Raw genomic sequence first — 25,129 nt, 5'->3', positions numbered from 1 at the left:
CGGTACTTCCACGCATCCTACCTTAAAAGGAGGGTGCTTTTTAGTATGAATAAATATCACTGGCGCGGTTTGTCATTAGCTGTCATGATCATTTTAGCGGGTATCGTTTTCAATCCCTATTCAGCCGCCGCGGAAGAATTTCATTGGGGATTTAAGAAAGCGACTAACGGAGTTCCACCAGATGCAGGTGCTGCTTTCAATCAAGTTTTAGATAAATACGGCGCCATTTATAAAGGAAAACCTGATGAAAAAGTAGTTTATCTAACATTTGATAATGGCTATGAAGCAGGCCATACCGAATCGATTTTGGATACATTGAAAACAGAAGATGTACATGCGACATTTTTTCTAACCGGTCATTATTTGACGAGTGCGACACCAATACTGAAACGTATGGTTAAAGAGGGTCATATTATAGGAAATCACTCATATGACCATCCGAATATGGCAAATTTATCGGAAAAAGGAATGGAAGATGAGTTGAGCCGATTCGACAAAAAGCTTAAAGAATTTACCGGGATTGAACGAACCGTTTACTTTAGACCTCCGAAAGGGATCTTTAATGAAAAACTACTAAGTCATGGCAATAAACTCGGCTATCGCCATATTTTTTGGTCGATTGCCTTCATCGACTGGCATAAAGATAAGCCAAAAGGAAAAGATTATGCTTATGGCGAGCTCATGAAACAATTGCACCCTGGCGCTGTTATCTTAATGCATACGGTGTCTTCGGATAACGCAGAAGCGCTTCCTTCCTTTATTCAGGATGCTAAAAAAGAAGGCTATGTGTTCAAATCCCTTGACGATCTTGTTATGGAATATGAGGGTGTTGAACCAGTATTTTAATCAAAAGCGCCTTAAATCAGGCGCTTTTGTGGTTTATTCGTCGCTGACACGAGAAATAGCACGCCTAAAAATAAAGAAATGAGTAATAAAAAGCTGAATGTAGCTTCGAACTCTAAAAATAAACCGCCTAAAAATGGACCCGTTAAACTACCAAAACTAAAAAAGATCCCACACAACAGATTTCCAGTTGGCAATAATTCGGTTGGTGTTAAATCTGACATATATGAAATTCCAAGGGAATAGATGGATCCTACAAATAATCCAGCTACGAAAAAGGTTCCCAGCACAAGTAAAGTTGAAGCTTCAAACAAACTTGCCGCAAAAAATGCAGTAGCTCCCCCGCCCAATGCGATGAGAAATACGGGACGTCTTCCAATTCGGTCCGAAAGCATGCCTAATGGTATTTGAGAAACAATCCCACCAGCTGAAAAGGTCGCTAATATTAGGGAGACAGAAGCTACACTAATTCCGGTCCGCAGTGCATAGACAGGATAAATCGCATTCAAAGATGATTCTAGAAAGCCATACCCAAACGGCCCAAGAAACGCCAACCACGCAAAGGCGGAAGTTGTCTTAAAACGCTTGAAGAATCCTGCTTCAGCTGACGTTCCTTTAATCACATCTGGAAAATCATTTTTCAATAAGAAAATGAACGACCATGCAATCATGCAAAGAACGCCCGAAACGATAAATGGCAAACCTTCAAACACGTTTACAAGCGGAACAAACAAAGGACCCGTTGCAAAACCGACACCGAACGACAAACCATACACAGCTATATTACGGCCAAGACGATGTTTAGGTGAAAAGCTTGTCACCCAAGTTTGCGTCGAGAAATGTAGGGCATGATCCCCAATTCCGATAATTAATCGAAGGATGAACCAAAACACCATACTTTTCCACAATGGAAATATTAATAATGAAATGAATACCAACATGCCGCCCCCAACAATAATTGGTTTAAAGCCAAATCTTCTCAGGGGTGCTTCCATGAAGGGGGACACGAGCAGCGTCCCAATATATAAACCGGTTGCGTTCAAACCATTTAATGCGCTCGAAACACCATCTTTTTCAAAGATAACAGAAATTAATGGCAGGAGCATACCTTGTGAAAATCCTGAAATAGCAACAATTAAAACAAGAATTCGAAATCGTCTTTGTTCTATTTTTGTAAATGTACTCATAAAGTCAACCCGTTCCAATGAAATAGTAAATCGTGTATAATTCTAACATATTGGGGAGGGATTACATATGAATTTCAAAATGACCGAAAGTGGTTTTCAAACCGAGACATCATTTGGAACACTTGATATATCTCCAAATGAGGAACTTGGATTCAGACCTTACCAACTCTTGGTATCTTCAATTGCAGTTTGCAGTGGTGGCGTAATGAAAAAGGTTCTTGAAAAAATGCGAATGCCTGCAACTGATATTCATATTGAGGTGAAGGAAGTTGTTAGAAATCCGGACGAGGCAAATAGAGTTGAGAAAATTCATCTGCATTTCATTCTCGAGGGAACTGAAATTAAGGAAGAAAAAATGCCGAGGGTAATGGATTTGACAATGAAAAACTGTTCAATGGCACAATCAGTAGCAGAATCGATTGAGATCGTTAAAACATATAAAATCAATTAGAAAAAGGCTTAGTCCATCTCTTACTTTCAGATGAGCTAAGCCTTTTACGTTTTAAATGATTCTCCACTATCAGCTTCCATAAATCGTATTGTCCGTTGGGAAAGATTAACACCATAGGACGCTTACGAATCCCCTCCTTCAACTTGGATTTGAGTTCGTCTACACTAACACTACGCCCTCCCTTTCGATTGATTAAATATAGCTTAACACATTAATTCTGTATTGACAATGTTCACACTAATCTAATTTGAATTTGATTCAAAAGAACTAATTCATCCAGAGTAAGTGAATAATCTCATATGAATTTTCCTATAAGCATACCCCTTACCGTTCCAATATTCATATGCTATAATTAGAATAATTATCACTTGATATAGACTATCGCGAAGGGGAGGATTATCATGGATATCCCTGTTGAAAACCAACGGAAAATGAATTGGTTCGAACATATTGAACTTGTTGCCGCTATACTATCTGGTCTTCTAATAGTAACCGCGTGGCTGAGTGGTAAAAATGATGCCGAAACGCTTTCGGTATCATTATATATCGCCGCATTTTTAATAGGTGGATATGCAAAAGCCAAGGAAGGCATCGAGGAGACCATTAAAGATAAAGAGTTAAATGTTGAGATGTTAATGGTGTTTGCCGCTATTGGCTCCGCTCTAATTGGATACTGGGCGGAAGGTGCAATACTGATATTCATATTCGCGCTAAGCGGCGCGTTGGAAACCTATACACTCAATAAAAGTCACAAAGAAATCTCCTCACTGATGGAACTGCAACCCGAAGAAGCCTGGCTATTGAATGAGGATGGAACGACTGTAAAAGTATCTACCGATTCCCTAGCGGTAGGTGCGTTGTTACTAGTAAAACCCGGGGAACGCATTCCTGTTGACGGCAAAGTAACAAGAGGAACGACGTCTATTGACATGTCCGCGATAAATGGAGAGTCGATGCCCGTTACGAAAGCTATTGGAGACGATTTATTTGCGGGTACAGTGAATTTAAGCGGCGCGATTCAAATGGAAATGACTAAGCTGAGTTCTGAAACGCTTTTCCAGAAAATCATCACGCTCGTTCAAAGTGCACAGAGTGAAAAATCTCCTTCCCAACAATTTATCGAAAGATTTGAAGGGACTTATGTAAAAATTGTCCTGATCTCAGTTTTCATCATGATGTTTCTTCCCCACTTTGTTTTCGGCTGGGATTGGACGACAACCTTCTACCGTGCCATTGTTCTGCTTGTTGTCGCGTCTCCTTGCGCGCTTGTGGCATCCATCATGCCGGCGACACTAGCCGCTGTTTCGAACGGCGCTCGACGAGGGGTTTTATTTAAAGGGGGAATCCATCTCGAACTTCTGAGTTCGGTTAAAGCAATTGCTTTCGATAAAACAGGGACGTTAACGACAGGTTTTCCAGTTGTAACTGATTTCATTGTACGTGAAGGTGAAGATAGTGATGAAACGCTTGCCCTCATAGCTGGCATCGAATCACAATCCAATCATCCACTTGCCGTCGCAATTACAAACTTTGCTGCAGAAAAGAAGTTGACTCCTTTACAAGGCGTTCAAACTGAGGATTTACCTGGGCATGGCCTTCGTGCAATCTATCAAGATCAAGAGTTTCTGGTTGGCAACCCTCGATTTGTTGGTAAGAAGCTTGCGGAGGAATTTAACGACGGAATCGCTATGAATTTATCTGATGGTGGCAAGACTGTCGTTTTCTTAAAAGATGATCAAGGTATTGTCGCTGCAATTGCTTCAAAGGACACTTTACGAAAAGAAGCCATTCAAGCAATTCATGAATTAAAAAAAGCCGGTATACAAACAATTATGCTAACCGGCGATAATGAAAAAACAGCGGCTGCAATAACAGGTGAAGTTCAAATTGATCGCTATGTCGCCGAATGTTTGCCGGAAATGAAAGTTGAAAAGTTAAAAGAACTTATTAAAGAATACAAAGCCGTTGCAATGGTAGGCGACGGGATAAATGATGCGCCCGCACTGGCTACAGCCACTTCGGGTATTGCGATGGGTGATGGCACCGATGTCGCACTAGAAACGGCGGATATTGTACTCATGCAAAATGACCTTACAAATATTTCGTACGCCATTAAATTATCTCGAAAAATGCAACGTATCGTAAAACAAAATGTGTTCTTTTCAATTGCGGTTATCGCAGTGTTGATCGTTTCTAACTTCATGCAAGTTGTTGACCTTCCTCTAGGTGTGATTGGCCATGAAGGAAGTACAATTCTTGTCATATTAAATGGATTACGGATGTTGAATAAGGTGAACTAAAAAAAGCAAAGCGGTCAAGTGACCGCTTTGCTTTTCTTTTTCGCTGCAATCGCTTGTCTGCGCTCACTCATTACTGCATTGATTTGACCGCCAAGCATCAGAATAATGGCTGAGAAATATAACCACATCATTAATACGATGATTGCACCGATGCTCCCATATGTTCCCGAGTAGTTACCGAAACTACTAACATAATACGAGAATCCAATCGACGTTAGTATCCAACCTAATGTTGCAAAAGCAGCTCCGAATAAGACGCTTTTAATATGCAACTTCAGGTTCGGCACGAGCCAGTATAGAAGTGTAAAAACACTGAACAGCAAAATTGGCGGAATGATCCATCTCAAGTTATTCCATAATGAAAGAAAACCCGCTTCTAATCCCAGATACGAAAATGCGAAGATGCCAATCTGTTTACCGAATACCGGTAATACAAGTGCCACAATAAGGACTGTTGTGAGCATGATTGTGAAGACGACCGACATCGAACGCGCGACAATAAAAGACCGTGATTCCTCTGTAAAATAAGAACGATTCAATGCTTTTGTCAGTGCATTCATTCCTTTTGATGCGGACCACACTGTTGCTAGTGCCCCGATTGAAAGTAAACCGGTATTGCGATTATTTAAGATTTCGCCAATTGTGTCTTCAATTAGCAATGCTACACTTTCGGGCGCATAATCTCTGATAAACAGAAATATTTCTGACTGGTCTAAATTTAAATAGGGCAACAGCGTAAATAGAAAGATTAATAGAGGAAAAAGAGATAACAAGAAAAAGAAAGCGAGCTGTGACCCTAGGCCCGTAACATCGACTTTCCTTATTCGTGTGAGTAACTCTTTTAAAAATCCACTAACAGTTGTCACATCAAATTTATCCAAATCTCCTTCTTTGACATCATCCATGAATTTTACGATTGCTAAGTTTTGAATACTGGAATTACTGATCTTTTGTTTTTTCTTTTCTACAATCTTTTGTTTGATAGCTGATTTATTTTTAGGAGTATTTGATTTTTTATTTTTCATTGTATCTTCACTCCTTTCTTCATCCCTTACTTTTCCGTTGAATCGCTGATAGACCCCTCGCTCACCATTGCTTTATAATCATCCTTTGCTTCAGTAAATGCTTCCTTTGTGTCAACGACTAATTCCTTTACTTGAGGGCTAAGCGCTTTTAATTCATCCATTTTTGCTTTGAAATAAGTCGCATCACTGGCAACTTGTTCATAAATCGATTGATACTTTTCCGATTTTTCTTGAAGCTTGAATTTAACAGCTTCCGGATTTTTCGAATAATAACGAACATCATACACGAAATTTCTGGATTTATTCATGATATCGTCTCGTGTCGTTCTGTCGCATAGACTGATTAACCCACCTACCAATGCACCAAAAAAGATGTACTTCCCTAACTTATTTCCACTCATTGAATACCCTCCATTTATAAAGAATTTGCATACTGCATTATACCCCTAATGATATAGGAAAAAACATGCGTTGGTAAATAATAAAAATAAAGCTTGACTATTCACGCATTGTTTTAGAAGATTGTGAATAAGCATAATATTATAGATTCATAGGGAGTTGATCATAATATATTAACTTTTGAAACTGGACAACCTTAATTATTTCTATAGACAAATTGGAGGGATTGAAATGGGGAGTTTTAAAGAATTTCTGGATTATATCGGTGGCATCATATGGGGTCCACCTTTACTTATCCTGCTTGTGGGTACTGGAATCTATTTAACAGCGAGACTAGGAATCATTCAATTAAGATTACTACCTTACGCTTTAAAACTAGTATTCTCTAGAAACCAAGATAAGAAATCAGAGGGAGACATTTCACATTTCCAAGCGCTTATGACTGCAATGGCTGCCACTGTAGGTGTCGGTAACATTGTAGGTGTCGCTACAGCTGTCGTACTCGGAGGACCGGGGGCAATCTTCTGGATGTGGATGGCTGGATTTTTTGGAATGGCTACAAAATACGGTGAAGCCATTCTTGCGGTTAAATACCGTGTTAAAGACGCCAATGGGCAAATGGCAGGCGGCCCGATGTATTATCTTGAACATGGGCTAAAACAGAAATGGCTTGGCGTTCTTTTTGCAATATTTGGTGCGCTAGCAGCATTCGGTATCGGTAACGGTACACAAGCAAAGGCTGTTGCAGATGTAATGTCTCAAACGTTTTCTTTTCCTCACTGGGCTACCGGTCTCGTACTAGTCTTACTAGCAGGATCTGTTATTCTAGGAGGTATTAAGGTAATTGGACGCGTCACTGCATTTTTCGTACCAATTATGGCACTCTTTTATCTAATCGCTGGTGCAATTGTCATGATACTAAACATCAACCTTGTTCCCGAAGCGTTAGGCATGATTTTCAAATTTGCGTTTACGGGGGAAGCTGCAGTTGGTGGCTCAATTGGAGCGGCAATTCGTTTTGGGGTTGCACGCGGACTGTTCTCAAACGAAGCTGGTCTTGGATCTGCACCAATCGCAGCGGCTGCAGCAAAAACAGATATGCCTGGCAGACAAGCACTTGTTTCAATGACACAAGTTCTATTTGACACACTTATCATTTGTTCAATTACCGGTATTACTATTGTTATGTCCGGACAGTGGAAAGATACATCCATTGAAGCAGGCGCTTTAACTGCAGCGGCTTTTGGTGAATTCCTAGGCGGTGCTGGTCCAATTGTTGTTTCTATCGGTCTAATATTCTTTGCAACATCTACTATTTTCGGTTGGGGCTATTACGGCGAAAAATGTTTCCAATATTTATTCCCGAACGTTTTAGCAGTTCGCTTTTACAGACTTGCTTTCGTGCTATTTATCTTTGTAGGTGCGACAGCCTCCCTTGATGTAATTTGGGCACTCGCCGATGTGTTGAATGGTCTAATGGCAATCCCGAACTTAATTGGACTCTTGGGATTATCCGGGGTCATCATTTATGAGACCAAAAGAGTCCAAGCAAAAATTAAGGAAGAAGAAGCGGCGAAGAAGTCTAATCTATAATTGTACTTTCCATTTGACAGGTTTAAGATATAATGAAATGATAAGTGACAGTTAATGAAAGGCGGCTACTAATCATGGATTTAACAAAACCTTCAGAGGAAAATGTAATGTATATGGTTGAGCAGATCAAAGAAAAACTTCGTATGGTTAATGTTGATGCGATGAAAGCGGAACACTTCGACACTGATAAATACGACGATTTGCTCTATATGTACAATATGGTCATGAAGCGTAATCATATCAGTTCGAATGAAATCGAAGCCATCGCTGCAGAACTGGGAGCTTTACGAAATTAAAGGAGAAGAAGCTTTCTTTCCAATTGGAAGAGAAAGCTTCTTTTTTATTCCCCCGAAAGAACTTTCTAAATACTCTATGACTCAATTCACAAAATAATGTGTACCTTGTGGTTGAAAATTGGTACTATTAACAGTATATCGAAAGGAGTAATGTACATGTCCACATTTGAACAACAGCTTACTAATTACGCTGAATTAGCCGTTAAGGTAGGCGTCAATATTCAACCGGATCAATATCTTTTTATTAGCGCTTCAACGGATGCAGTTGAATTTGTTCGCTTAGTCACTGAAAAAGCCTATGATGCAGGTGCACGACAAGTCATCGTAGACTTTTCCGATGATGTAATTTCACGTCTGCGTTTTGAAAAAGCGCCGGCTGATTCATTCTCCGAGTTCCCTGAGTGGAAAGTTATGGAGCGTGAACAACTCGGTGCAAAAGGGGCCGCATTTATGAGTATCATGTCTCAAAGTCCAGATTTATTACAAGGTATTGAACCATCCCGGATTAGCGAAGCACAAAAATCATCGGGAATTGCACTCGATAAATTCCGTCAAGATATGCAGGCCGATAAATTTAGCTGGACAGTTGTTGCCACACCTTCAAAAGCATGGGCAGCAAAAGTCTTCCCTGAGCTATCTGACGAAGAACAAGTTCCCGCTCTTTGGGATGCGATTTTTAAAGCCGTTAGAGCGGATACTGAAAATCCAGTTCAATCTTGGATTGACCATGATAAAACATTGCATGAAAAAGTAGATTATTTGAACGAAAAACGTTATAAGAAATTGCATTACCGTTCACCAGGGACAGATTTGGTTGTTGAACTACCCGCAGGTCATTTGTGGTGCGGAGCAGGTAGCCTAAACGAAAAAGGTCATGAATTTATGGCGAATATGCCGACAGAAGAAGTATTTACAGTACCGCATAAAGATGGCGTTAACGGCTACGTATCAAGCACAAAGCCATTAAGCTACGGCGGTAACATTATCGATAACTTTAAAATCATTTTTGAAAATGGCCGTGTGACTGACATTTCAGCCGAACAAGGTCAGGAAGTATTGGAACGCTTAATCGATACCGATGAAGGTGCGAAACGACTTGGCGAGGTTGCGCTGGTTCCGCATGCCTCCCCTATTTCACAATCAAATGTGTTATTTTACAATACATTGTTTGATGAAAATGCATCAAACCACTTCGCGCTAGGCAGTGCATATGCATTTTGTCTAGAAGGCGGAAAAACAATGGCCCGGGAAGATCTTGAGAAACACGGATTGAACCAAAGTATTACCCATGTCGATTTTATGGTCGGATCCGAGGATATGGATATTGACGGCGTAAATGAAGATGGTTCGACAGAGGCTGTATTCCGCAAAGGCAACTGGGCGTTTTAAATCGTTCAATGATTTGTCACAATTGATTACGATTGTTCACGAACCCCTTAAATTTTTCATCTAAATAAGGTATAATACAGATAGAGAGATTATGATTATGATAATGAGAGGGGTCAATGATATGGGCTTAATGTACTTAACAGTTATTGGATACATGGTAATGCTTGGTCTATCAGCAGGATTCATCATGCATTTTCTAGTTAAAGCATTTGATTCTTCTGAAGCGACTAAAATAGATCCTAAACCAGATACAAATTACTAAGATTACTAAGAGCTGCATAGGCAGCTCTTTTCTTTTTCCCCTTTTTTCAGTACAATGGGTAGAATGAAACCGGAGGCAACCGCCCGAGGCTGAAATCCAAACAGATGGGAGCTTTTTCTATGACACTTCTTGGTGAAATACTTGAACATAATCAGCAGTTTGTGAATGAAAAAGAATACGAACAGTATTCTACAACGAAATTCCCTGATAAAAGAATCGTTATTTTAACATGCATGGACACACGCCTTACGGAACTTCTACTCAAATCAATGAACCTAAAAAATGGCGACGCCAAGATCATCAAAAGTGCTGGCGCTGTAGTTACGCATCCTTTCGGTGGAATCATGCGTAGCATTCTTATTGCGGTCTATGAACTTCAAGCCGATGAAGTATTTATCATCGGACATCATGACTGCGGGATGAATTCGATTGACACTGAGCATATCATCGAAGATATGGTTGAACGTGGAATCGACAAAAGCCTTTTCAAAACCCTTCAATATTCAGGCATTGATATGGAAGGATGGCTACATGGATTCGAAGATGTAAACGAGAGTGTTAAAGCTAGTGTGGAACAGGTACGAAATCACCCATTGATGGATCCAAAAGTTCCTATTCATGGATTGGTTATTAACCCGACAACCGGTGAATTGGATACCATTATTGACGGGTATGAAAATAATTAGGTATTCGACATATTTCCCGGGCAATCTACAAAATAATAAGCAAAAGCCGATTCCTTTTTACCGGAATCGGCTTTTTAATTTTGCTTTTAGTTTCCGCAAAGCGGTCTTACCCTTTCAAAAGTCGTCCTCAATCATTGCATACATATAATGATCTTCCCACACACCGTTTATATAGAGGATTTGTCGTAATAATCCTTCAAGCTGATAGCCTGATCTTTCAAGAACGGTAATCGAACCTTTATTTCGCGGGGAAACATAAGCTTCGACACGATGTAGCGCGACCCGGTCGAATGCGAATGCTGTTACAAGACGAACCGCTTCCGACCCGATTCCCTTTCTAGTATGCCTTTCATCGATTGAGTAGCCGATGAATCCACTGGAAAAAGGAAGTCGTTTAATACTGTATAGCGAGATATGGCCAATTAATTGATTTGTATCCCTTTTGAATATTCCGAAGTTATATTCTCTTCGATCTCTCATCTGAAAAAGCGATTCTCTGATTTTATCTCTTTGGATTGCAACAGTGTAAAATCCTGGTTCTTGTCTCGGTTCAAATATTGACCAATACCTTTTATTAGCACTTAATAATTTCGTGAAGTTTGGTGCATCCTCTTCAGTTAAAATCCGCAAGTAACAACTTTCACCTTCGAGAAGAATCATTTTTTATCAACCTTCTTTTGTAGTGAGTTCAAGAAAGTCCTCAACGTCTTTCACGCATAGTGCAACGCCCTTAGCCCAGAATTCTTGTTTTGTAATGTCTTCCGCTAGATGTTTCATCGCAAGGTCCTCAACACTCATGACTGCTGTATCACGGAGCAAAGCGATATATTTATCCTCAAAACCAGCGCCTTCTTCTAACGCTTTCGCATAAATGCTTAGAGAGAACAAGTATCCAAACGTGTACGGGAAATTGTAAAATGGAACACTTGTAATGTAAAAATGAAGTTTTGACGCCCAGAAATGCGGGTGAACGGTATCTAGTGCATCTCCGAAAGCTTCTCTTTGTGCTTCTTCCATTAGCTCATTTAATCTGCTTGCTGAAACAATTCCTTTTTCGCGCTCTTTATAAAAACGTGTTTCAAATAAGAAGCGCGAATGAATATTCATGAAAAATGCTACACTTCGTTGAATTTTATCTTCTAGTAAGGCTATTTTTTCATCTTTTGTTTCTGCTGCTTTTACTGCCGCGTCTGCAACAATCATTTCCGCGAAAGTAGAAGCCGTTTCAGCTACGCCCATCGCATAGCGTCGGTTCATCCAATGAACCGGACGGAGCGCGTACGAGTGGAACGCATGGCCTAGTTCATGCGCAAGTGTCGCAACATTCGACATCGAGCCACTATAAGTCATGAAGATACGAGATTGCTCAGACATCGGCATTCCCGTACAGAATCCGCCCGGTCGTTTGTTCGGACGATCTTCAGCTTCAATCCATCGATCTTCAAAAGCTTTTCTCGAAAACGACTCGAGTTGCGGTCCGAACTCGCCGAAATGTTTCAAGATAAACTCTGCACCTTCTTGGTAGGATAATTCCATCGTCGATTCCGTAACAGGCGCATCGATGTCGTACCAGTTCATCTTTTCAGTTCCAAGCATTTTTGCCTTCACATTTAAATAGTCAACAAATGGTGCTTTATTGGCACCGATTGCTCCCCACATTGCGTCAAGCGTATCTTCACTCATTCGATTTGTGAGTAATGGTTCTTTTAGAACAGAGTCCCATCCGCGCTTTTTATAAACGGCTAGTCTAAATCCGGCCAAATGATTTAAGGTAGCTGCGAAGAAGTCTTCTTTCTCTTCCCATGCAGCTTCCAATGCTTCGAAAGAACGCTTACGAACGTCTGCATCGGAGTTAGCGCTTAAGTTAGCTGCCTGGCCAACGGATAATTCTTTTTCTTCTCCGTCTACTTCAATTGTAATTTTAATATCGCCAACGAGTTGATCATACAATTTTCCCCATCCGTGATACCCGTCAACACTTAGTGCTGTTACTAAACTTTCTTCCTCTTCCGAAAGTTTTAACGATACCTCTTCGCGCCACTCTGTTAGTACAAATGCAAATTCTTTTAGTTCAACTGACTCCATAAGGCTATTCCAAACTGCATCGTCCGATTTTGAAAGTGTTTGTTGAATTTTCAACATTGCAGTCGAGAATCGTGCACCAAGCGTACTCGTTTCACCCTGCAATAAAAGCGCTTTTTTGTCTGTTGTATCTGCCGCAATGAAACATCCAATTACTGCGCCTGCTTGCGATAAGTTCAACGCGACGGTTTTAATCGATTCAATTAGGTTAACAATATTCTGTGCAGCTCCTACTGATTCGGGAACGTTAAATTTAACCGCTTCTTTTTCTAATGAATTAAGTAACTCGTCGACACCATTTAGATGTGTTCTTAATTCTTCAGATTCGCTTCCACCTTTAAAAAATACATCTAAATCCCATACTTCAGAATACTTCACATCATTCATTTTTGTTCCTCCCTAGGCATTTCCAATTTTCTAAATATACCTCTCTATTATACCATGTAATTTCGAGAATCGAAAAGAATCCTTTTTGTGACAGAAGTTTCATAATTACATTCGCACGGGCATGCTTTCAACTGTATACTGATTTATTAGGAGGATTTTAACATGTTGCGAATAATCACCATGGCGTTATCACTGCTTTTCACGATTACTGTCTATGTTATTTCAATTTCTATTCCTTTTAATAATTTAACAGCAGCAGAAATCATGAATCGATTACCCATTCTATTTACACCCGCTAGCTATGTACTAGCTATTTGGGTATTCATCTATATATTGCTCGGCGGTTGGATTTATAACTTTTGGCGTACCCAAGTCAATTATAATAAAGCAATCTTGAACATTAGAGCCATTTTATTCATTTTCATCACATTATTAAATAGTATTATGATTTATTCTTGGCATTATGAATTTTTCAATTTAGAATTTATCGTTATCCTATCAATGCTTCTGCTGACTGCTGCTCTTTATTTTACGTACCCAAAAAGAGAGAATCATTTTTGGGATAGAGTTCCGATTTCATTGTTATTTGGCTGCAGCGTCATCTCTTTAATCGAACTCATAAATTATCTGCTCACCTTTCATGAATGGAGCGGATGGGGGCTAAGTAATTCACTGTGGGCTGTCATCTATTTGACAGTTTCAACCGCAATTGCGCTTCACTTTTTGTATCATTATCGTGATATTGCCTTTAACGCGGTATTCATATGGGTTTTTATCGGCATTGCAGTGAAAAACGGTTTTGATGAGCTCTTTGTTTCTACAGCTGCCCTTTTCCTTACGGCCGTTATTGGAGCTAGCTTTTATTTATTAAAACCATCAGAAAAATAACCTTTCCGCCCACTTTGGGAGGAAAGGTTATTTTTTATGTGCGTTTTAATAATCTTGGAGCCGTCGTGAATAATAGCACTGCTACAATCGCACAAATGATGATGGAAGGAATCATATAGCTTCCGTTATAAAGAAGTGAATATAGCCATGCAGGTTGACCTTCGGGTGCATACGATCCGAAAAAGACAATTCCGCCAATAAAATGGATTAGATAGCGAAGAAGCCCGCCAATGATTGTTCCCGTAATAATAGCGGCGGTCATACCGCCCTTGTTCTTTTTCGCGATGTTTCTCATTAACCAAATTCCTGTTATTGCGGCTACTCCGACTAGCGTGTAAGCTAATGTATAATCAAGAAGCGCTTGTGCCCAATGAAACACTTTACCGCCTGTTATTAATTGCAACAATCCGCTTATAAATCCAGTTAACATACCGCCAACTAGGCCCCATCTAAATGCCATTACAATGATTGGCAACATTGATAGTGTGACAGATCCACCTTGCGGCATTTGAAAGACCGTTAACTGATCAAGTACGAATGAAAGCGCGCCTAAAATTGCGATTTCCAATAATAATTGTAATCTACCTCTGTTCAATATAATCTTCTCCCAACTAGTTGTCGCAGGGATGCCGGATTGAAATAAAAAAAGACATCCCGGATAGAACGGGACGTCTCTATTAAGAAAGAAGCGAAACGCACGTCTTTCAATAAGGTCTGTTTCCATCCACATCCCTACGCAAGAATAATCTTACAGGTTCGAAGGGTCAAAACGAGTTGTCTTATCTCAGCCGAAACGGCTCCCCTTGTGGTTTAGCTTATTAAGTTTTCCTAATCTATTGTATAATAGATGGTGTTTTATAGCAAGCTGACCTTATACGTTCAAGGAGGATAGCGATGACAAATCAAAAACTAGTAAGTTCTTTATGCTATTTTAGTGTATTCTTCTTTCCTTTATTGCTGCCGTTTGTCATCTATTTGGTTACGGATGAACAAGAAGTAAAAAATCATGCCAGACGGGCTTTCATATCTCATCTGATTCCTGTTATTCTTTTAATTGCTGGGATAATTATCTTTTCACTTTCTATGTTTTCCTTCGAAAATAGAGTAACTAGTATTCTGAGCGGCGGTTTTGACTTTTGGAGTTTTGCACCATTTATATTCACACTCATCTATTCTGCACTATTTTTAATCGTCATCGTATGGAATGTATATCACGGTGTGAAACTGTTGAAATAGTAGTCGTTTTCCTATTTCTTCTGCATACATTATTAATGTGTGCAGGCTTTTTTATATTGTTTTTTATGCTATAGTGTAGGATGTAAATAAACGCAGGCAAGAAAGGATTGTACAATACATGATTGCTAAAACAGAACAAGATTTTTCAGGCTTAAGAAAGATCGGGAAAATAGTTGCTGAAATTAGAGATACGATGAAGGAAGCGACTGTCCCTGGTATGACAACGAAAGAATTAGACGAAATCGGAGGACGCCTTTTCAAAGAGAAAGGTGCTGTTTCTGCTCCAATCGCTGAATATGATTTTCCGGGATACACTTGCATCAGTGTCGATAATGAAGTGGCGCACGGCATTCCTGGGTCACGGGTTATTAAAGATGGAGATATTGTAAACATAGACGTTTCAGGATCTGCGGGTGGATATTTTGCAGATACAGGTATTTCATTTGTCGTGGGAACCCCTGATGAAAGAAAACAAAAATTATGCGATGTAGCGAAAGAAGCATTTGACCGTGCTATGTTACGTGTAAAAGCTGGTTCTAATTTAAGTGGCATCGGAAAAGCTGTCGAAAGTGAAGCAAAACGAAACGGCTTAACCGTTATCCGTAACTTAACAGGTCACGGTATCGGAAAATCATTGCACGAGGAACCGCAACATATTCTCAATTATTATGATGCATGGGATAAAACATTGCTCAAAGAAGGAATGGTTTTAGCTGTGGAGCCTTTCATTTCGGAAAAAGCGGAAAGCATTATTGAATTAGGCGATGGATGGACATTTGTAACGCCTGACAACTCACTTGTCGCACAAATCGAACATACGATTATCGTGACAAAAGATAAACCGATTATTTTGACTGAAATCTAATAATGGGCGTCTGTTTTTTTAAAGCAGCTCCCGCGCGGCAGAACATAAAAAGTTGTCGATAAATCCTCAACAGAGGATTTCATCGACAACTTTTTTTATTTCCTTCTATTTGTGGGTCTTCTAGGTATTGAGGATACTTCTTGCAGTCGGCCATTCCGCCAAATCTTTTCAACTGGACGAATCCCTCTTGTCAATTTGCGATAATCCCGCTCTTCGGCTGGTGTCAATAAGGATAGCACTTCCCCGTCTGCACCCGCGCGTCCAGTTCTTCCGGAACGATGCACATACTGTTCGACTGTATGCGGCGTATCAACGTGGATAACATGTGTGAGGCCTTCAATATCCAATCCACGCGCAGCGACATCCGTAGCAATCAAAATTGAAGCGTCCCCTTTCCGAAAACGTTCAAGTGCGGTTTGGCGATCATTTGAACGCATATTAGAGTGAAGAACAACAATTGGCGCCTTATTATAATTTAACTTCAAATCTTTCACTCTTGCTTGGTCAATGTGATTCACAAAAGCGAGCGCTTGCATACCTTTCAGGTGAGAAAGCCCCCTTAAAAGATCTGTTTTATCTCGCAAAGTCGTATTAATATATGAATGCGTAATTGTGCCCAGTTTCGGCATATGTTCCGCATCAAGATGAATACGTAGGGGTTCTTTCATAAATTCACTTGCAACCCGTTCGATTTCATCGGTAATCGTAGCGGATACAACGACCACTTGACGGTCGGGGTTTGCACCACTAATCATATTTTTTATACTGACGCGATGATCGCGCGATAATAGTAAATCGCCTTCATCCAGAATGATATGCTTCGCTTCGAATATCTTTAGCTTTTTTGTCTGAATAAGCTCGGCAAGCCTACCCGGCGTGCCTACGACAATTGTCGGTTTCTTTTTTAATCGGTCAATTTGGCGCTTAGTATTTGCCCCGCCGATTAAAGGTGTCACTGTAATGTTTGTCCCTACTATCCATTCCCGAATAACATCTGTGATTTGAATCGCCAACTCTTGTGAAGGCGCAACAATTAGCCCTTGCGTTTGTTGTTTGCTACCGTCCACTAAATGTAAAAGGGGTATCGTGTAGGCAAGCGTTTTTCCCGTGCCTGTCGGAGATTGAGCAACGATATCCTTTCCTGCAAGAAATTCTGGAATCATTTTTTTCTGGATAGGCATTTCATTTTTAAACTTCCACTTATCTTTAAATACATCGTCCATTTTTTCTACGAAAGTCATCTTTATCCCTACTTTCTGTCTGTTCGTTCAAGTGTATCATAGCCCATATAACTATCCATTTAAAAAACATTCAGAAGTTGCCATCGCACACTTCTGAATGCTTTAGTTTACTTTAATTGATAACCGCATGTCTTGATTGCTACTTCAGCAAGCACAAGAAGTGAATCGATGCATCCTTCAAGCTTAAGTTCTTTACGCACGATTGACAATTCCGTACAGCCGAGTATTAGAACATCACATTCTAATGCTTTCATCGCATGACTAATTGCTTCCCATTTATCCCGATCCGCAGGTTTTCCTGCTTTAACATCGTCATAAATGAGCGCCATGACGAGTGATTGGATATGAGCATCTGGCAAAACTGGGGTCAACCCATACTTTTCACACGCGTCTTGATAAACGCCAGAAGAAATTGTCCCTGTAGTCGCAAGTATTCCTACACGTTTCGCATTCATTTGTTGCACTCGCGCAGCTGTTTCATCAATCATATTAATAATGGGCAAGTCTGATTCCATTTGAATTTGATTGTAAAAAGAATGCGCAGTATTGCACGGCATGATTAATACTTCGGCTTCAGCTACGCGAAGTTTATTCGCATCCGAAATAATATACGGAACAGGATCATCCGCACTCTCACCCAAAATAAATGCCGTTCGGTCTGGAATCGTCGTATTATTGGTGATGACCATATTTATATGTTCCTGATCTGTGTCGGCATCTGTAAGTCGTACAAGCATTTCGCCAATATACATCGTCGCTAATGGACCAACACCGCCGATAATGCCTAAAGTTTTCTTTTTCATATCACTTCAAACCTTTACTTTATGATTTCACCAACGACTACCTGCGACTGATTTTCTTCCGCAAGTTTTGTATTTTAGGTACGACAGACTCTAGTATATTGTACATAAACGGTTTATAAACTTTATTTATCTCGCCAATGTACTGAGCCGGCTCATCTTTATCACAAAAACTCTTTTTAAACATATATAAACCATCATTGTTCGATAGCTCGAAAACGCCGCCGAAATCATATTGCTCGGCCCCTGTTTCAATCCCCCATTTTATCATCTCATAATTCATGAGGTGATTCGGATTCAAGTTGCGCTTTATATTTGTGCTTCCTGCATAAAGGAAATATAGTTTCCCGTAATAATTGATTGTCAAACCAGCTGCTAATATGTCATCTTCATGCGTTGCGATATAAATTCTGCAATCTTCGCCAAAAGAGTCTCGGATTTGTTTGAAGTATTCAACCGATCGAGTTGAAATCTTATTCCGCGCAGCCATTGTCATATAGGCATCGTGAAGGATTTCTATGTCCTCATCGCTACGTGAATACCGAACTTCTACGCCTCTTCTAGCCGATCCGCGAATCGAGCTTCGACATCTTTTCGAGAACTTCATCATAATAGACTCTTCATCATGATCTTCCAAATAAAGAATCATATTTAATCTCGGTTGTATCAATTTGTCTTGATCATCATCTTTTGAAATTAAACTATAACCGTTATTTTTATATAAATTGTACAATTCATCCGAATACGACACTTCCGGATCGAACTTTAACATGATTGCTTTATACTTTTTAGCGACTATATCAGCTTCTTTTATCAGCTCTTCCACGAGTGCCAAATCTGAAACATCGCAAACCGGTCCCCTCGGTGCATAAAGAACCGAATATCCACCGGGTAGACGCTTGATCAATATTGAAAGCGCAGCAACAATTTCACCGTTTCTCTCTAAATAGACATGTTCATTTCCCCAATCGTCCTTCACTTCAGACCATAAACGATCTTGAGTCACCGAACGAAACTTTGAGTTTCGAACAAAATCATCATATCTTTTCACGTCTTGCTTATTTGTTTTATCAAGCAAAGCCATTCCGTTAAACCCTCCATTTTCTCGAATCAACCATAATCCGAGACATTACCTTACTCTTTCAACTTAAAATATTTTTCAAATCTTCCATAGTAATCCTTATAAAACGAATTTAATTTGAATCGGCGAATAAGCCCTAAATCTTTGGGATAATAAAGTGTGCTTGAAGATTCACCTTGATCGAATCGATTGATGACTTGTTTTTTCAAATCCTCATCCATCGTATATTTGATCAAAAGATCTTTTGGCACTGTATGCCATAAATGATTATTCGTGCCGTATTCGGTTGGTGCAGGACGATCGTAAACCCGGTCCTCTACGAGATACTTCGCCATATTGTAACCATTTGCCGTTACAAAGTAGCTACTGCGACCTTGACGAATATTCAATTCGAAAATCTTATACTTGCCATCGCGGCGGTCGTATTTCAAATCGATATTGGCGTAGCCTCTAAATCCGATTTTCTCAAGGAAGTTTTTATATTTCGCATAAATTTCTTGATTTTCCTCACCAATAATCCCGACGTAGTTACCTATTAGAATCGGGGTGTAATCCTCTAGGATAACGCGGCCTAAACACATCATACGCACTTTTCCATGTTGATCGACATAAGCATTTAACACGCGCATCACCGTGTCGTTACCTGGAATATAATCTTGGACGATGAGTGAGTCTTCATATGTCGATGAATAAATATCGTTAATTGTCTTTATGAAACTTGCCTTATCGTGAAGAACATAAGCCTTTTTCTTCCCTTCAAATTGCGCATTAAAATAAGTCATACTGTCCGACGGCTTTACGACAATCGGAAAATCGAATGGAAGCTCCATTTCCGGTTCCATGCCTTTTTTGAAGATTAGCGTGTCCGGATAATCGAGCCCATGCTCCTCGCACATTTCATAAAAACGTTCTTTATAAACAACCTGATCCATCAGTTTTTCGCTGATGAACGGCAGGATATAATGCGGTTCAAGCGCTGCTTTGTGACGAATCGCAAGTTCAGCGTAGTTTTCGTTACTTGCAATCACGAGCAGTTTTTCTGCACGATTTTTTAACTCTTTATGTAACTCAAGCATGCTTTGAATAAAATGCGTTGGTTCGTCCAATTTCTCATAAATCTTTTTTTCTACAATTTTACTATGCATCGTCGGCAATATATGTCCTTTTGTTACTACGATGCTCTTTATCCCGTATTGTTCATGGAACGCTCTTGCCATTCCATAAGCATTATCGTCAGATCCCAGTATCACTGGTAGAAAGTCTTCTTTTTTCATTAATAACTCCTCATTTCTATACAAGTGTCTTTCCTTCAGGCACCTCGTAAAATGAAATTTATATAGCCGTTCATTACGCTAAAATAAGAACACACACATCCTTAAATCTACGTGAAAAAAGGGACACTGTCAATTTTACGAGGCGATTCTTATCTTTTCATCGGGATTTATGCGATAATCTAAAATAGAAATGATACAAGGTTTTATTTTTTCAATCCAATTGATGGAGGCGTACGGTTTGACGATTTTTTTAACTGGTACTACAGGATTTTTAGGTGGAAAACTGCTAACGAATCTTTTACAATCGACAACGCATAACTTATATGTGCTTGTGAGAGATATAGAGAAAGCTGAACGACTAGTTTCAACACTTCCAGGTGACGCGACAAATCGCATCACACTGCTTCGCGGAGATATCACAAAACCAAACTGCGGACTGAATGAAGATGAAGTTAACAAGCTGACGAATGAAGTATCGATATTTTATCATCTAGCTGCTCTCGTGAAATTCGATATAGAATTACGCGACGAAATATTTTCGATTAATTACGATGGTACGAAGCAGGCACTTGAACTTGCCAAACGCTTAAACGTATCTAAATTCTTTTATATCAGTACAGCATATACCGTGGGCAAGCATGCGCATGGAATCGAGGAACTTTACCCAATTGATGTTGCGGGTCATAATCCATACGAAGATAGTAAAGTACAATCTGAACATCTTGCTTTCACTTATTCGAAAGACTTTGATGTGTCTATTTTCCGACCGTCAATTATTGTCGGCGACTCCATTACGGGTGAAGCCGATTCAGAATTTACCTTATATGGCTTTATGCGCGCGCTTGATGTATTTAAAAGACGGATTTCAAGGTCATCTGAAGAACCAGACCGAGTCTATCGGGTTCTCGGCAGTAAACATGCTACATCGAATTTCGTGCCGGTCAATTATGTGGCAGATATTTTAGCGCTAGCTGAAAGTAAGGCAAAACCGAATACAATTTACAATATTACGAATCCTGATCCAGCAACGAATTTCGATATTTTAACGTTGATCAAAAACGCACTCGACTTCGATAAATTAGAGATCATCGAGGATGCCGAAAACGCAAACCTCACAACCGAAGAAGTTCGGTTAAATGACATGATCAGCGTATTTATCGATTATCTATCTCGTTCCTTCGATTTTAAAGATGACAATACTGTCGAATTAATCGCAGGGTCGGAAATTGACCATCTTCATATGCCAGAAGAAACGTTGAAAATGATTATTAATGCTTATTTTGGAATTCAAGATAGCAATCTGTAACCATTCAGGATAAAACAACCAGTTTAATTTTAAGAGGATTGGGGAAAATAGAAAGAACAATCCTGAAAGTTGAATGGAGGCTTACAGATGGATTCTTCAAATAATAAAAAGAACGAAAATGTCGAGATGGGCACTGACTGGGCTAAAAATGCCGAGGATGCAGCAAAAAAAGCAGAAGAACAAGTATCTGAGTTAAAAAAAGAAGCACAACAACAGCTTAAGGGCAGTAAGAGCGCTTATAATAACCCGACTGATAACAAATAAAAAGAACGATCCAGTACTCACAAGGAGTGCTGGATTTTTTATGTCCTATTCTCTTTTCCGAGGATTGTTTTTCGAACGAAGTGCGCATTCAAAAATCTTTATCATATTGCGCTTTGGAAAAACCACGCCCTAGAATCTCGGATGCATTTACGAAAATAACAAATGAGTCCGGCTCGACTTCTTGCAACAGCTTTTTAAAATAGATGGCTTCAGATTGTTCAACGACACATAAAATCATTGTCTTCTCTTCATTTGAATAACCGCCTAAGGTCTTCACTTTCGTTAAGCCTCGGTTAATTTCATTTTTAATAATGGATTGAATTTTTTCTTCTTTATCCGTAATGACAAGGATTAACTTTGTCGGTGACGTTTGCAGTTGGACGAAATCGATGACTTTGCTTGTAACGTAAATAGACATGAGCGCATACAAAGCCAGTTCAAAGTTAAACACAAACGCTGATGTAACAACAACTAATCCATCAACAAGCAGTTGTGAAAAACCACTTGAAAGACCCGTAAATTTCTTCAACACTTGTGCGATTAAAGCCGTACCTCCCGTTGAACCGTTTCCCCGGTAAACAATACCAAGACCTACGCCTAGCATAATCCCACCGTATATCGCGCTGAGTAATGGATTATCTACGGAAAGATCCATGCCCTGTGTAACCCATATTGTAAACGGCACGAACAATGTTCCAACAAACGTTTTCAAACTGAACTCCCTGCCGATAAAAACAATGCCAACAATTAATAACGGAATATTAATGAGCCATTGCACATAGGCCGGATTAAATTGAAATACTTCATAAATAATTGTACTAATACCTGAAACTCCTCCGGCTGCCAAGCGAGCTGGCAGAAGGAATATATTAAACGCTAAACCGACTAATGCGGCACCTACAATTATTTGTATATATTCAAATGCTAATGATTGTTTAAAAGTACGCATGACCATAGATCTCCTTTCGAACCCAACCTCCCTATTCTATCAAAAATCTCGCGGTTCGTCTCAAGTACGATCAAATTTAAAAAACATTGTTGCGACATAACCAGCTGTCGCAACAATGTTTTTACATGTAAATTTAAAAATCTTCTTCGCCTGTAGCGTATATGACGGTCCAGTTATCCGAATTAAACAAATCGACAGCCTTCACACGTTCACCGTGTCCCATAATCGCCTCATCATCCACTAATGCGACGACCATTGATTTAATCCCATTGTCTAAGTTAAGATAAATGTCTCCTACTGATGGAGTTTTCGATGCCTCTTCACTGGCAGTTTCTTCTAACTTCCGATCTTCTTCTTCCTGTTCTGGGGTAACCAAAGATTGATCCAAGTAATCAATCTCTTTACTATCAGGTGCTCCGCCGGGTTCCATCACTAAAAACTCTTTCGGCTTTACCGTGTTGTAAAGCGTCGTATACACTTTATCGCCCATAAGTTCGCCGACTTTTTCAAATTCGTTTAGCGTATAATGATCTAATTGGCCAGGGTCTGGACGTGTAATTAAGATGTACCCATCAACTTCTGCTGGCTTGTCTTTACGAAGCGTGTAACGGGATCCTTGAAACAAAAATGAATCCAAATGTTGCGGACGGTGCAAAGTAAGTTCGTCGGCCCTGCAATTCACTTGTTCCATGTCTTTCACCCGGTACAATTTTATGGACAATCTTGATAAAGGACGAACAGAATAAATTTTGTGCAATTCATTTTTATAATAGACAAGTTGACCTTTTCGGACTTGTAATAAATTCATACATAAACCCTCCAATGCTTTTATTACCTTTGACATCATAGTATAAGATAACAGCTAAAATGTCCAAGATGGCAAATTATTTTCCTTGAAAAATTTAACCATTAAAAATCGGGAGGATTTAAAATTGGTTATAAAACCACCCCTTTTACAAAGAGGGGATACTGTCGGGATCGTTACGCTGGGAAGTCCATTAGCAGCAAGTAGAATTAATGCAGGCATCACTTATTTAAAAGGACTGGGCTACAATGTCATAGTTGGTGAACATGTCTATTCCTCGAATGGATTTTTAGCTGCACCCCCGGAGCAGATGGCAACGGATTTGATGAATATGTTTGAAAACAAAAAAGTTAAATGGATTTTGCCTGCGCGAGGCGGTGTGGGCGTTGAAGGAATTTTACCTTATCTAGACTTTTCTGTAATTGCTCGAAATCCGAAAATTGTTTCGGGATATAGCGATATCACGATTTTATTGAATGTGCTTTATGAGTATGCCCAGATAATCACATTTCAAAGTCTTCTACTAATCGACTTTAAATCTAATACGCCAAAATATAATTTCGACCAATTCTTCTATGCGACTTCAAATACGACATCCTCATGGCAAATTACGAATCCACCTGGCATGGCCTTGCAAAGTTTGGTACCTGGAAATGTTTCGGGACCGATCGTCGGTGGAAATCTTACCTCTTTCATAGGTAGTTTAGGAACTTCATTTGAGATTAATACGAAGGGCAAAATTCTGTTACTCGAAGAAACCCATGAGCCGATTAATACGGTTTTCAGATACTTGAACCACCTTTTATTGGCTAAGAAGTTCGATCATTGTGCAGGGATCATTATGGGCGAATGCACGAATTGCCAAGTCGCATATGGAAAATCTTATACCGATTTGATCAATCAATTCTTGGTGCCATTAGGGAAACCGCTGATGTCCAACCTAGCTACTGCGCACGGCAGATTTAAAGCTACGATACCGATTGGCGCAACAGTAAATATGAACACCTATAATCGAACATTGACTGTTATGGAACCAGTCGTTAGTCCTTGAGTTCAACGTCCATTGACTTTGCTTTCTTATTCATATACTAGTAATAAAATGAAAAGAGGAAAGTCATGAAGACAAATCAAGAGAAAGTTCACGAAACCAAACCTTGTACCTGTCCGCCATGCAATCATGAGGGTTGCAGAAAAGAGCTTTGCGATACGAATTTTTCAGTTCGGTTAGGCGGTCTGGATGATAGTCTGACCTACAGGATGTATGGGCTAATTTGGAATGAAGTGATGGTTGAGCTAGTTAACGGAAATAAAATCCAAGGGACCTTAAACTTTGTCGGATTCAATTTTGTGGAGATAATTATGGGAGGTCCTAGACATGTGAGATTGCATGAAAAAGGACAATCTTTAATTATCTTGGATAAAGACATTCATAAGATTGAATTGGTTTGATTTTGCTTGCAGTAACGGGTGGTTTGCTTGCAAGTCGGGACTTTACACCTACACTACCCCGTAGCAAAGTG

At 39.7% G+C, this 25,129-nt stretch carries 27 protein-coding genes and 1 riboswitch; of the genes, 15 read left to right on the top strand and 12 right to left on the bottom strand.

The annotated features are described in order from the left end of the window. Positions 1 to 45: 45 nt before the first annotated feature. Entirely contained in the window at positions 46 to 846 is an 801-nt protein-coding gene (gene pdaA / locus J4G36_RS16970) for a delta-lactam-biosynthetic de-N-acetylase (RefSeq protein ID WP_210471590.1), read from the top strand. 11 nt (positions 847 to 857) lie between these two features. On the opposite strand, the gene J4G36_RS16965 is transcribed toward pdaA, so the two are convergent. Then, the gene (locus tag J4G36_RS16965) at positions 858 to 2,030 is read right to left on the bottom strand and encodes an MFS transporter (RefSeq protein WP_210471589.1); all 1,173 of its coding nucleotides are present in this window, start codon (positions 2,028 to 2,030) and stop codon (positions 858 to 860) included. A 67-nt stretch (positions 2,031 to 2,097) separates the two neighbouring features. Here J4G36_RS16965 and J4G36_RS16960 point away from each other — a divergent pair, with 67 nt between their 5' ends. Both J4G36_RS16960 and J4G36_RS16955 read left to right on the top strand, forming a co-directional pair. Further along, positions 2,098 to 2,481, top strand: coding sequence for an OsmC family protein (locus J4G36_RS16960; protein WP_210471588.1), 384 nt, complete (start codon positions 2,098 to 2,100; stop codon positions 2,479 to 2,481). 401 nt (positions 2,482 to 2,882) lie between these two features. Beyond that, the gene (locus J4G36_RS16955; protein WP_246880687.1) at positions 2,883 to 4,781 is read left to right on the top strand and encodes a heavy metal translocating P-type ATPase; all 1,899 of its coding nucleotides are present in this window, start codon (positions 2,883 to 2,885) and stop codon (positions 4,779 to 4,781) included. Between the two features lie 14 nt (positions 4,782 to 4,795). Here J4G36_RS16955 and J4G36_RS16950 read toward each other — a convergent pair whose 3' ends face one another. Together J4G36_RS16950 and J4G36_RS16945 are read right to left on the bottom strand one after the other, a co-directional pair. Next, positions 4,796 to 5,806, bottom strand: a complete 1,011-nt coding sequence (locus J4G36_RS16950) for a YihY/virulence factor BrkB family protein (RefSeq protein ID WP_368668801.1) — start codon at positions 5,804 to 5,806, stop codon at positions 4,796 to 4,798. 26 nt (positions 5,807 to 5,832) lie between these two features. Continuing rightward, on the bottom strand, positions 5,833 to 6,207 hold the full coding sequence (locus tag J4G36_RS16945; protein WP_210471587.1) for a YtxH domain-containing protein: 375 nt from the start codon (positions 6,205 to 6,207) through the stop codon (positions 5,833 to 5,835). A 229-nt stretch (positions 6,208 to 6,436) separates the two neighbouring features. On the opposite strand from J4G36_RS16945, the gene J4G36_RS16940 reads away from it, so the two are divergent. The 5 genes from J4G36_RS16940 to J4G36_RS16920 all read left to right on the top strand — a co-directional run bounded on the left by J4G36_RS16940 (position 6,437) and on the right by J4G36_RS16920 (position 10,431). Beyond that, the gene (locus tag J4G36_RS16940) at positions 6,437 to 7,798 is read left to right on the top strand and encodes an alanine/glycine:cation symporter family protein (RefSeq protein WP_210471586.1); all 1,362 of its coding nucleotides are present in this window, start codon (positions 6,437 to 6,439) and stop codon (positions 7,796 to 7,798) included. A gap of 74 nt (positions 7,799 to 7,872) precedes the next feature. Further along, positions 7,873 to 8,094: a DUF1128 domain-containing protein gene (locus tag J4G36_RS16935; RefSeq protein WP_210471585.1), complete on the top strand. Its 222-nt coding sequence runs from the start codon at positions 7,873 to 7,875 to the stop codon at positions 8,092 to 8,094. Between the two features lie 156 nt (positions 8,095 to 8,250). Continuing rightward, complete coding sequence (locus tag J4G36_RS16930) at positions 8,251 to 9,483, top strand: aminopeptidase (protein ID WP_210471584.1); 1,233 nt, start codon at positions 8,251 to 8,253, stop codon at positions 9,481 to 9,483. 121 nt (positions 9,484 to 9,604) lie between these two features. Beyond that, positions 9,605 to 9,745: a hypothetical protein gene (locus J4G36_RS16925; protein ID WP_172373408.1), complete on the top strand. Its 141-nt coding sequence runs from the start codon at positions 9,605 to 9,607 to the stop codon at positions 9,743 to 9,745. 119 nt (positions 9,746 to 9,864) lie between these two features. Continuing rightward, positions 9,865 to 10,431, top strand: a complete 567-nt coding sequence (locus J4G36_RS16920; RefSeq protein WP_210471583.1) for a beta-class carbonic anhydrase — start codon at positions 9,865 to 9,867, stop codon at positions 10,429 to 10,431. Between the two features lie 114 nt (positions 10,432 to 10,545). Here J4G36_RS16920 and J4G36_RS16915 read toward each other — a convergent pair whose 3' ends face one another. Together J4G36_RS16915 and J4G36_RS16910 are read right to left on the bottom strand one after the other, a co-directional pair. After that, the gene (locus J4G36_RS16915; RefSeq protein ID WP_210471582.1) at positions 10,546 to 11,091 is read right to left on the bottom strand and encodes a GNAT family N-acetyltransferase; all 546 of its coding nucleotides are present in this window, start codon (positions 11,089 to 11,091) and stop codon (positions 10,546 to 10,548) included. A gap of 6 nt (positions 11,092 to 11,097) precedes the next feature. Then, positions 11,098 to 12,900: a M3 family oligoendopeptidase gene (locus tag J4G36_RS16910; RefSeq protein WP_210471581.1), complete on the bottom strand. Its 1,803-nt coding sequence runs from the start codon at positions 12,898 to 12,900 to the stop codon at positions 11,098 to 11,100. Positions 12,901 to 13,062: 162 nt separating this feature from the next. Here J4G36_RS16910 and J4G36_RS16905 point away from each other — a divergent pair, with 162 nt between their 5' ends. Further along, entirely contained in the window at positions 13,063 to 13,788 is a 726-nt protein-coding gene (locus J4G36_RS16905; protein ID WP_210471580.1) for a tryptophan-rich sensory protein, read from the top strand. 34 nt (positions 13,789 to 13,822) lie between these two features. Here the strand turns inward: J4G36_RS16905 and thiT are convergent, their stop codons facing one another. Then, a complete protein-coding gene (gene thiT, locus J4G36_RS16900; protein WP_483315911.1) occupies positions 13,823 to 14,386 on the bottom strand; it encodes an energy-coupled thiamine transporter ThiT in 564 nt (187 codons plus the stop codon). Between the two features lie 114 nt (positions 14,387 to 14,500). Further along, a riboswitch (TPP riboswitch) is annotated at positions 14,501 to 14,602 on the bottom strand. A gap of 80 nt (positions 14,603 to 14,682) precedes the next feature. On the opposite strand from thiT, the gene J4G36_RS16895 reads away from it, so the two are divergent. Both J4G36_RS16895 and map read left to right on the top strand, forming a co-directional pair. After that, entirely contained in the window at positions 14,683 to 15,024 is a 342-nt protein-coding gene (locus J4G36_RS16895; RefSeq protein WP_210471578.1) for a magnetosome magnetite crystal formation protein family, read from the top strand. A 118-nt stretch (positions 15,025 to 15,142) separates the two neighbouring features. Further along, the gene (map, locus tag J4G36_RS16890) at positions 15,143 to 15,889 is read left to right on the top strand and encodes a type I methionyl aminopeptidase (protein ID WP_210471577.1); all 747 of its coding nucleotides are present in this window, start codon (positions 15,143 to 15,145) and stop codon (positions 15,887 to 15,889) included. 95 nt (positions 15,890 to 15,984) lie between these two features. Here the strand turns inward: map and J4G36_RS16885 are convergent, their stop codons facing one another. From J4G36_RS16885 to J4G36_RS16870, 4 genes are all read right to left on the bottom strand, one after another. After that, the gene (locus tag J4G36_RS16885; RefSeq protein WP_210471576.1) at positions 15,985 to 17,130 is read right to left on the bottom strand and encodes a DEAD/DEAH box helicase; all 1,146 of its coding nucleotides are present in this window, start codon (positions 17,128 to 17,130) and stop codon (positions 15,985 to 15,987) included. A 107-nt stretch (positions 17,131 to 17,237) separates the two neighbouring features. Continuing rightward, the gene (gene cuyB, locus J4G36_RS16880) at positions 17,238 to 17,933 is read right to left on the bottom strand and encodes a cysteate racemase (RefSeq protein ID WP_210471575.1); all 696 of its coding nucleotides are present in this window, start codon (positions 17,931 to 17,933) and stop codon (positions 17,238 to 17,240) included. Between the two features lie 37 nt (positions 17,934 to 17,970). Next, the gene (locus J4G36_RS16875; RefSeq protein ID WP_210471574.1) at positions 17,971 to 19,014 is read right to left on the bottom strand and encodes a lipid II:glycine glycyltransferase FemX; all 1,044 of its coding nucleotides are present in this window, start codon (positions 19,012 to 19,014) and stop codon (positions 17,971 to 17,973) included. A gap of 50 nt (positions 19,015 to 19,064) precedes the next feature. Beyond that, on the bottom strand, positions 19,065 to 20,285 hold the full coding sequence (locus J4G36_RS16870) for a carboxylate--amine ligase (RefSeq protein WP_210471573.1): 1,221 nt from the start codon (positions 20,283 to 20,285) through the stop codon (positions 19,065 to 19,067). A gap of 238 nt (positions 20,286 to 20,523) precedes the next feature. Between J4G36_RS16870 and J4G36_RS16865 the strand changes: the two genes are divergently transcribed. Both J4G36_RS16865 and J4G36_RS16860 read left to right on the top strand, forming a co-directional pair. Beyond that, positions 20,524 to 21,591: an SDR family oxidoreductase gene (locus J4G36_RS16865; RefSeq protein WP_210471572.1), complete on the top strand. Its 1,068-nt coding sequence runs from the start codon at positions 20,524 to 20,526 to the stop codon at positions 21,589 to 21,591. A gap of 87 nt (positions 21,592 to 21,678) precedes the next feature. Continuing rightward, entirely contained in the window at positions 21,679 to 21,855 is a 177-nt protein-coding gene (locus tag J4G36_RS16860; protein WP_210471571.1) for a hypothetical protein, read from the top strand. A gap of 88 nt (positions 21,856 to 21,943) precedes the next feature. Here J4G36_RS16860 and J4G36_RS16855 read toward each other — a convergent pair whose 3' ends face one another. Next, a complete protein-coding gene (locus tag J4G36_RS16855; protein ID WP_210471570.1) occupies positions 21,944 to 22,804 on the bottom strand; it encodes a YitT family protein in 861 nt (286 codons plus the stop codon). Positions 22,805 to 22,937: 133 nt separating this feature from the next. Further along, the gene (locus J4G36_RS16850) at positions 22,938 to 23,612 is read right to left on the bottom strand and encodes a hypothetical protein (protein ID WP_210471569.1); all 675 of its coding nucleotides are present in this window, start codon (positions 23,610 to 23,612) and stop codon (positions 22,938 to 22,940) included. Positions 23,613 to 23,736: 124 nt separating this feature from the next. Here J4G36_RS16850 and J4G36_RS16845 point away from each other — a divergent pair, with 124 nt between their 5' ends. Both J4G36_RS16845 and J4G36_RS16840 read left to right on the top strand, forming a co-directional pair. Then, entirely contained in the window at positions 23,737 to 24,660 is a 924-nt protein-coding gene (locus J4G36_RS16845) for a S66 peptidase family protein (RefSeq protein ID WP_210471568.1), read from the top strand. Between the two features lie 65 nt (positions 24,661 to 24,725). After that, a complete protein-coding gene (locus J4G36_RS16840) occupies positions 24,726 to 25,058 on the top strand; it encodes a hypothetical protein (protein WP_210471567.1) in 333 nt (110 codons plus the stop codon). Positions 25,059 to 25,129 lie beyond the last annotated feature (71 nt).

It is taken from the genome of Sporosarcina sp. 6E9, assembly GCF_017921835.1.
Classification (GTDB): Bacteria; Bacillota; Bacilli; order Bacillales_A; family Planococcaceae; genus Sporosarcina.
This window is presented reverse-complemented; position numbering and strand designations above follow the sequence as displayed.

Bases quoted from the DNA above. Each gene is read 5' to 3' on its own strand.
- pdaA (WP_210471590.1), top strand. From the start codon at position 46: ATGAATAAATATCACTGGCGCGGTTTGTCATTAGCTGTCATGATCATT.
- J4G36_RS16965 (WP_210471589.1), bottom strand. From the start codon at position 2,030: ATGAGTACATTTACAAAAATAGAACAAAGACGATTTCGAATTCTTGTT.
- J4G36_RS16960 (WP_210471588.1), top strand. From the start codon at position 2,098: ATGAATTTCAAAATGACCGAAAGTGGTTTTCAAACCGAGACATCATTT.
- J4G36_RS16955 (WP_246880687.1), top strand. From the start codon at position 2,883: ATGGATATCCCTGTTGAAAACCAACGGAAAATGAATTGGTTCGAACAT.
- J4G36_RS16950 (WP_368668801.1), bottom strand. From the start codon at position 5,806: ATGAAAAATAAAAAATCAAATACTCCTAAAAATAAATCAGCTATCAAA.
- J4G36_RS16945 (WP_210471587.1), bottom strand. From the start codon at position 6,207: ATGAGTGGAAATAAGTTAGGGAAGTACATCTTTTTTGGTGCATTGGTA.
- J4G36_RS16940 (WP_210471586.1), top strand. From the start codon at position 6,437: ATGGGGAGTTTTAAAGAATTTCTGGATTATATCGGTGGCATCATATGG.
- J4G36_RS16935 (WP_210471585.1), top strand. From the start codon at position 7,873: ATGGATTTAACAAAACCTTCAGAGGAAAATGTAATGTATATGGTTGAG.
- J4G36_RS16930 (WP_210471584.1), top strand. From the start codon at position 8,251: ATGTCCACATTTGAACAACAGCTTACTAATTACGCTGAATTAGCCGTT.
- J4G36_RS16925 (WP_172373408.1), top strand. From the start codon at position 9,605: ATGGGCTTAATGTACTTAACAGTTATTGGATACATGGTAATGCTTGGT.
- J4G36_RS16920 (WP_210471583.1), top strand. From the start codon at position 9,865: ATGACACTTCTTGGTGAAATACTTGAACATAATCAGCAGTTTGTGAAT.
- J4G36_RS16915 (WP_210471582.1), bottom strand. From the start codon at position 11,091: ATGATTCTTCTCGAAGGTGAAAGTTGTTACTTGCGGATTTTAACTGAA.
- J4G36_RS16910 (WP_210471581.1), bottom strand. From the start codon at position 12,900: ATGAATGATGTGAAGTATTCTGAAGTATGGGATTTAGATGTATTTTTT.
- J4G36_RS16905 (WP_210471580.1), top strand. From the start codon at position 13,063: ATGTTGCGAATAATCACCATGGCGTTATCACTGCTTTTCACGATTACT.
- J4G36_RS16895 (WP_210471578.1), top strand. From the start codon at position 14,683: ATGACAAATCAAAAACTAGTAAGTTCTTTATGCTATTTTAGTGTATTC.
- map (WP_210471577.1), top strand. From the start codon at position 15,143: ATGATTGCTAAAACAGAACAAGATTTTTCAGGCTTAAGAAAGATCGGG.
- J4G36_RS16885 (WP_210471576.1), bottom strand. From the start codon at position 17,130: ATGACTTTCGTAGAAAAAATGGACGATGTATTTAAAGATAAGTGGAAG.
- cuyB (WP_210471575.1), bottom strand. From the start codon at position 17,933: ATGAAAAAGAAAACTTTAGGCATTATCGGCGGTGTTGGTCCATTAGCG.
- J4G36_RS16875 (WP_210471574.1), bottom strand. From the start codon at position 19,014: ATGGCTTTGCTTGATAAAACAAATAAGCAAGACGTGAAAAGATATGAT.
- J4G36_RS16870 (WP_210471573.1), bottom strand. From the start codon at position 20,285: ATGAAAAAAGAAGACTTTCTACCAGTGATACTGGGATCTGACGATAAT.
- J4G36_RS16860 (WP_210471571.1), top strand. From the start codon at position 21,679: ATGGATTCTTCAAATAATAAAAAGAACGAAAATGTCGAGATGGGCACT.
- J4G36_RS16855 (WP_210471570.1), bottom strand. From the start codon at position 22,804: ATGCGTACTTTTAAACAATCATTAGCATTTGAATATATACAAATAATT.
- J4G36_RS16850 (WP_210471569.1), bottom strand. From the start codon at position 23,612: ATGAATTTATTACAAGTCCGAAAAGGTCAACTTGTCTATTATAAAAAT.
- J4G36_RS16840 (WP_210471567.1), top strand. From the start codon at position 24,726: ATGAAGACAAATCAAGAGAAAGTTCACGAAACCAAACCTTGTACCTGT.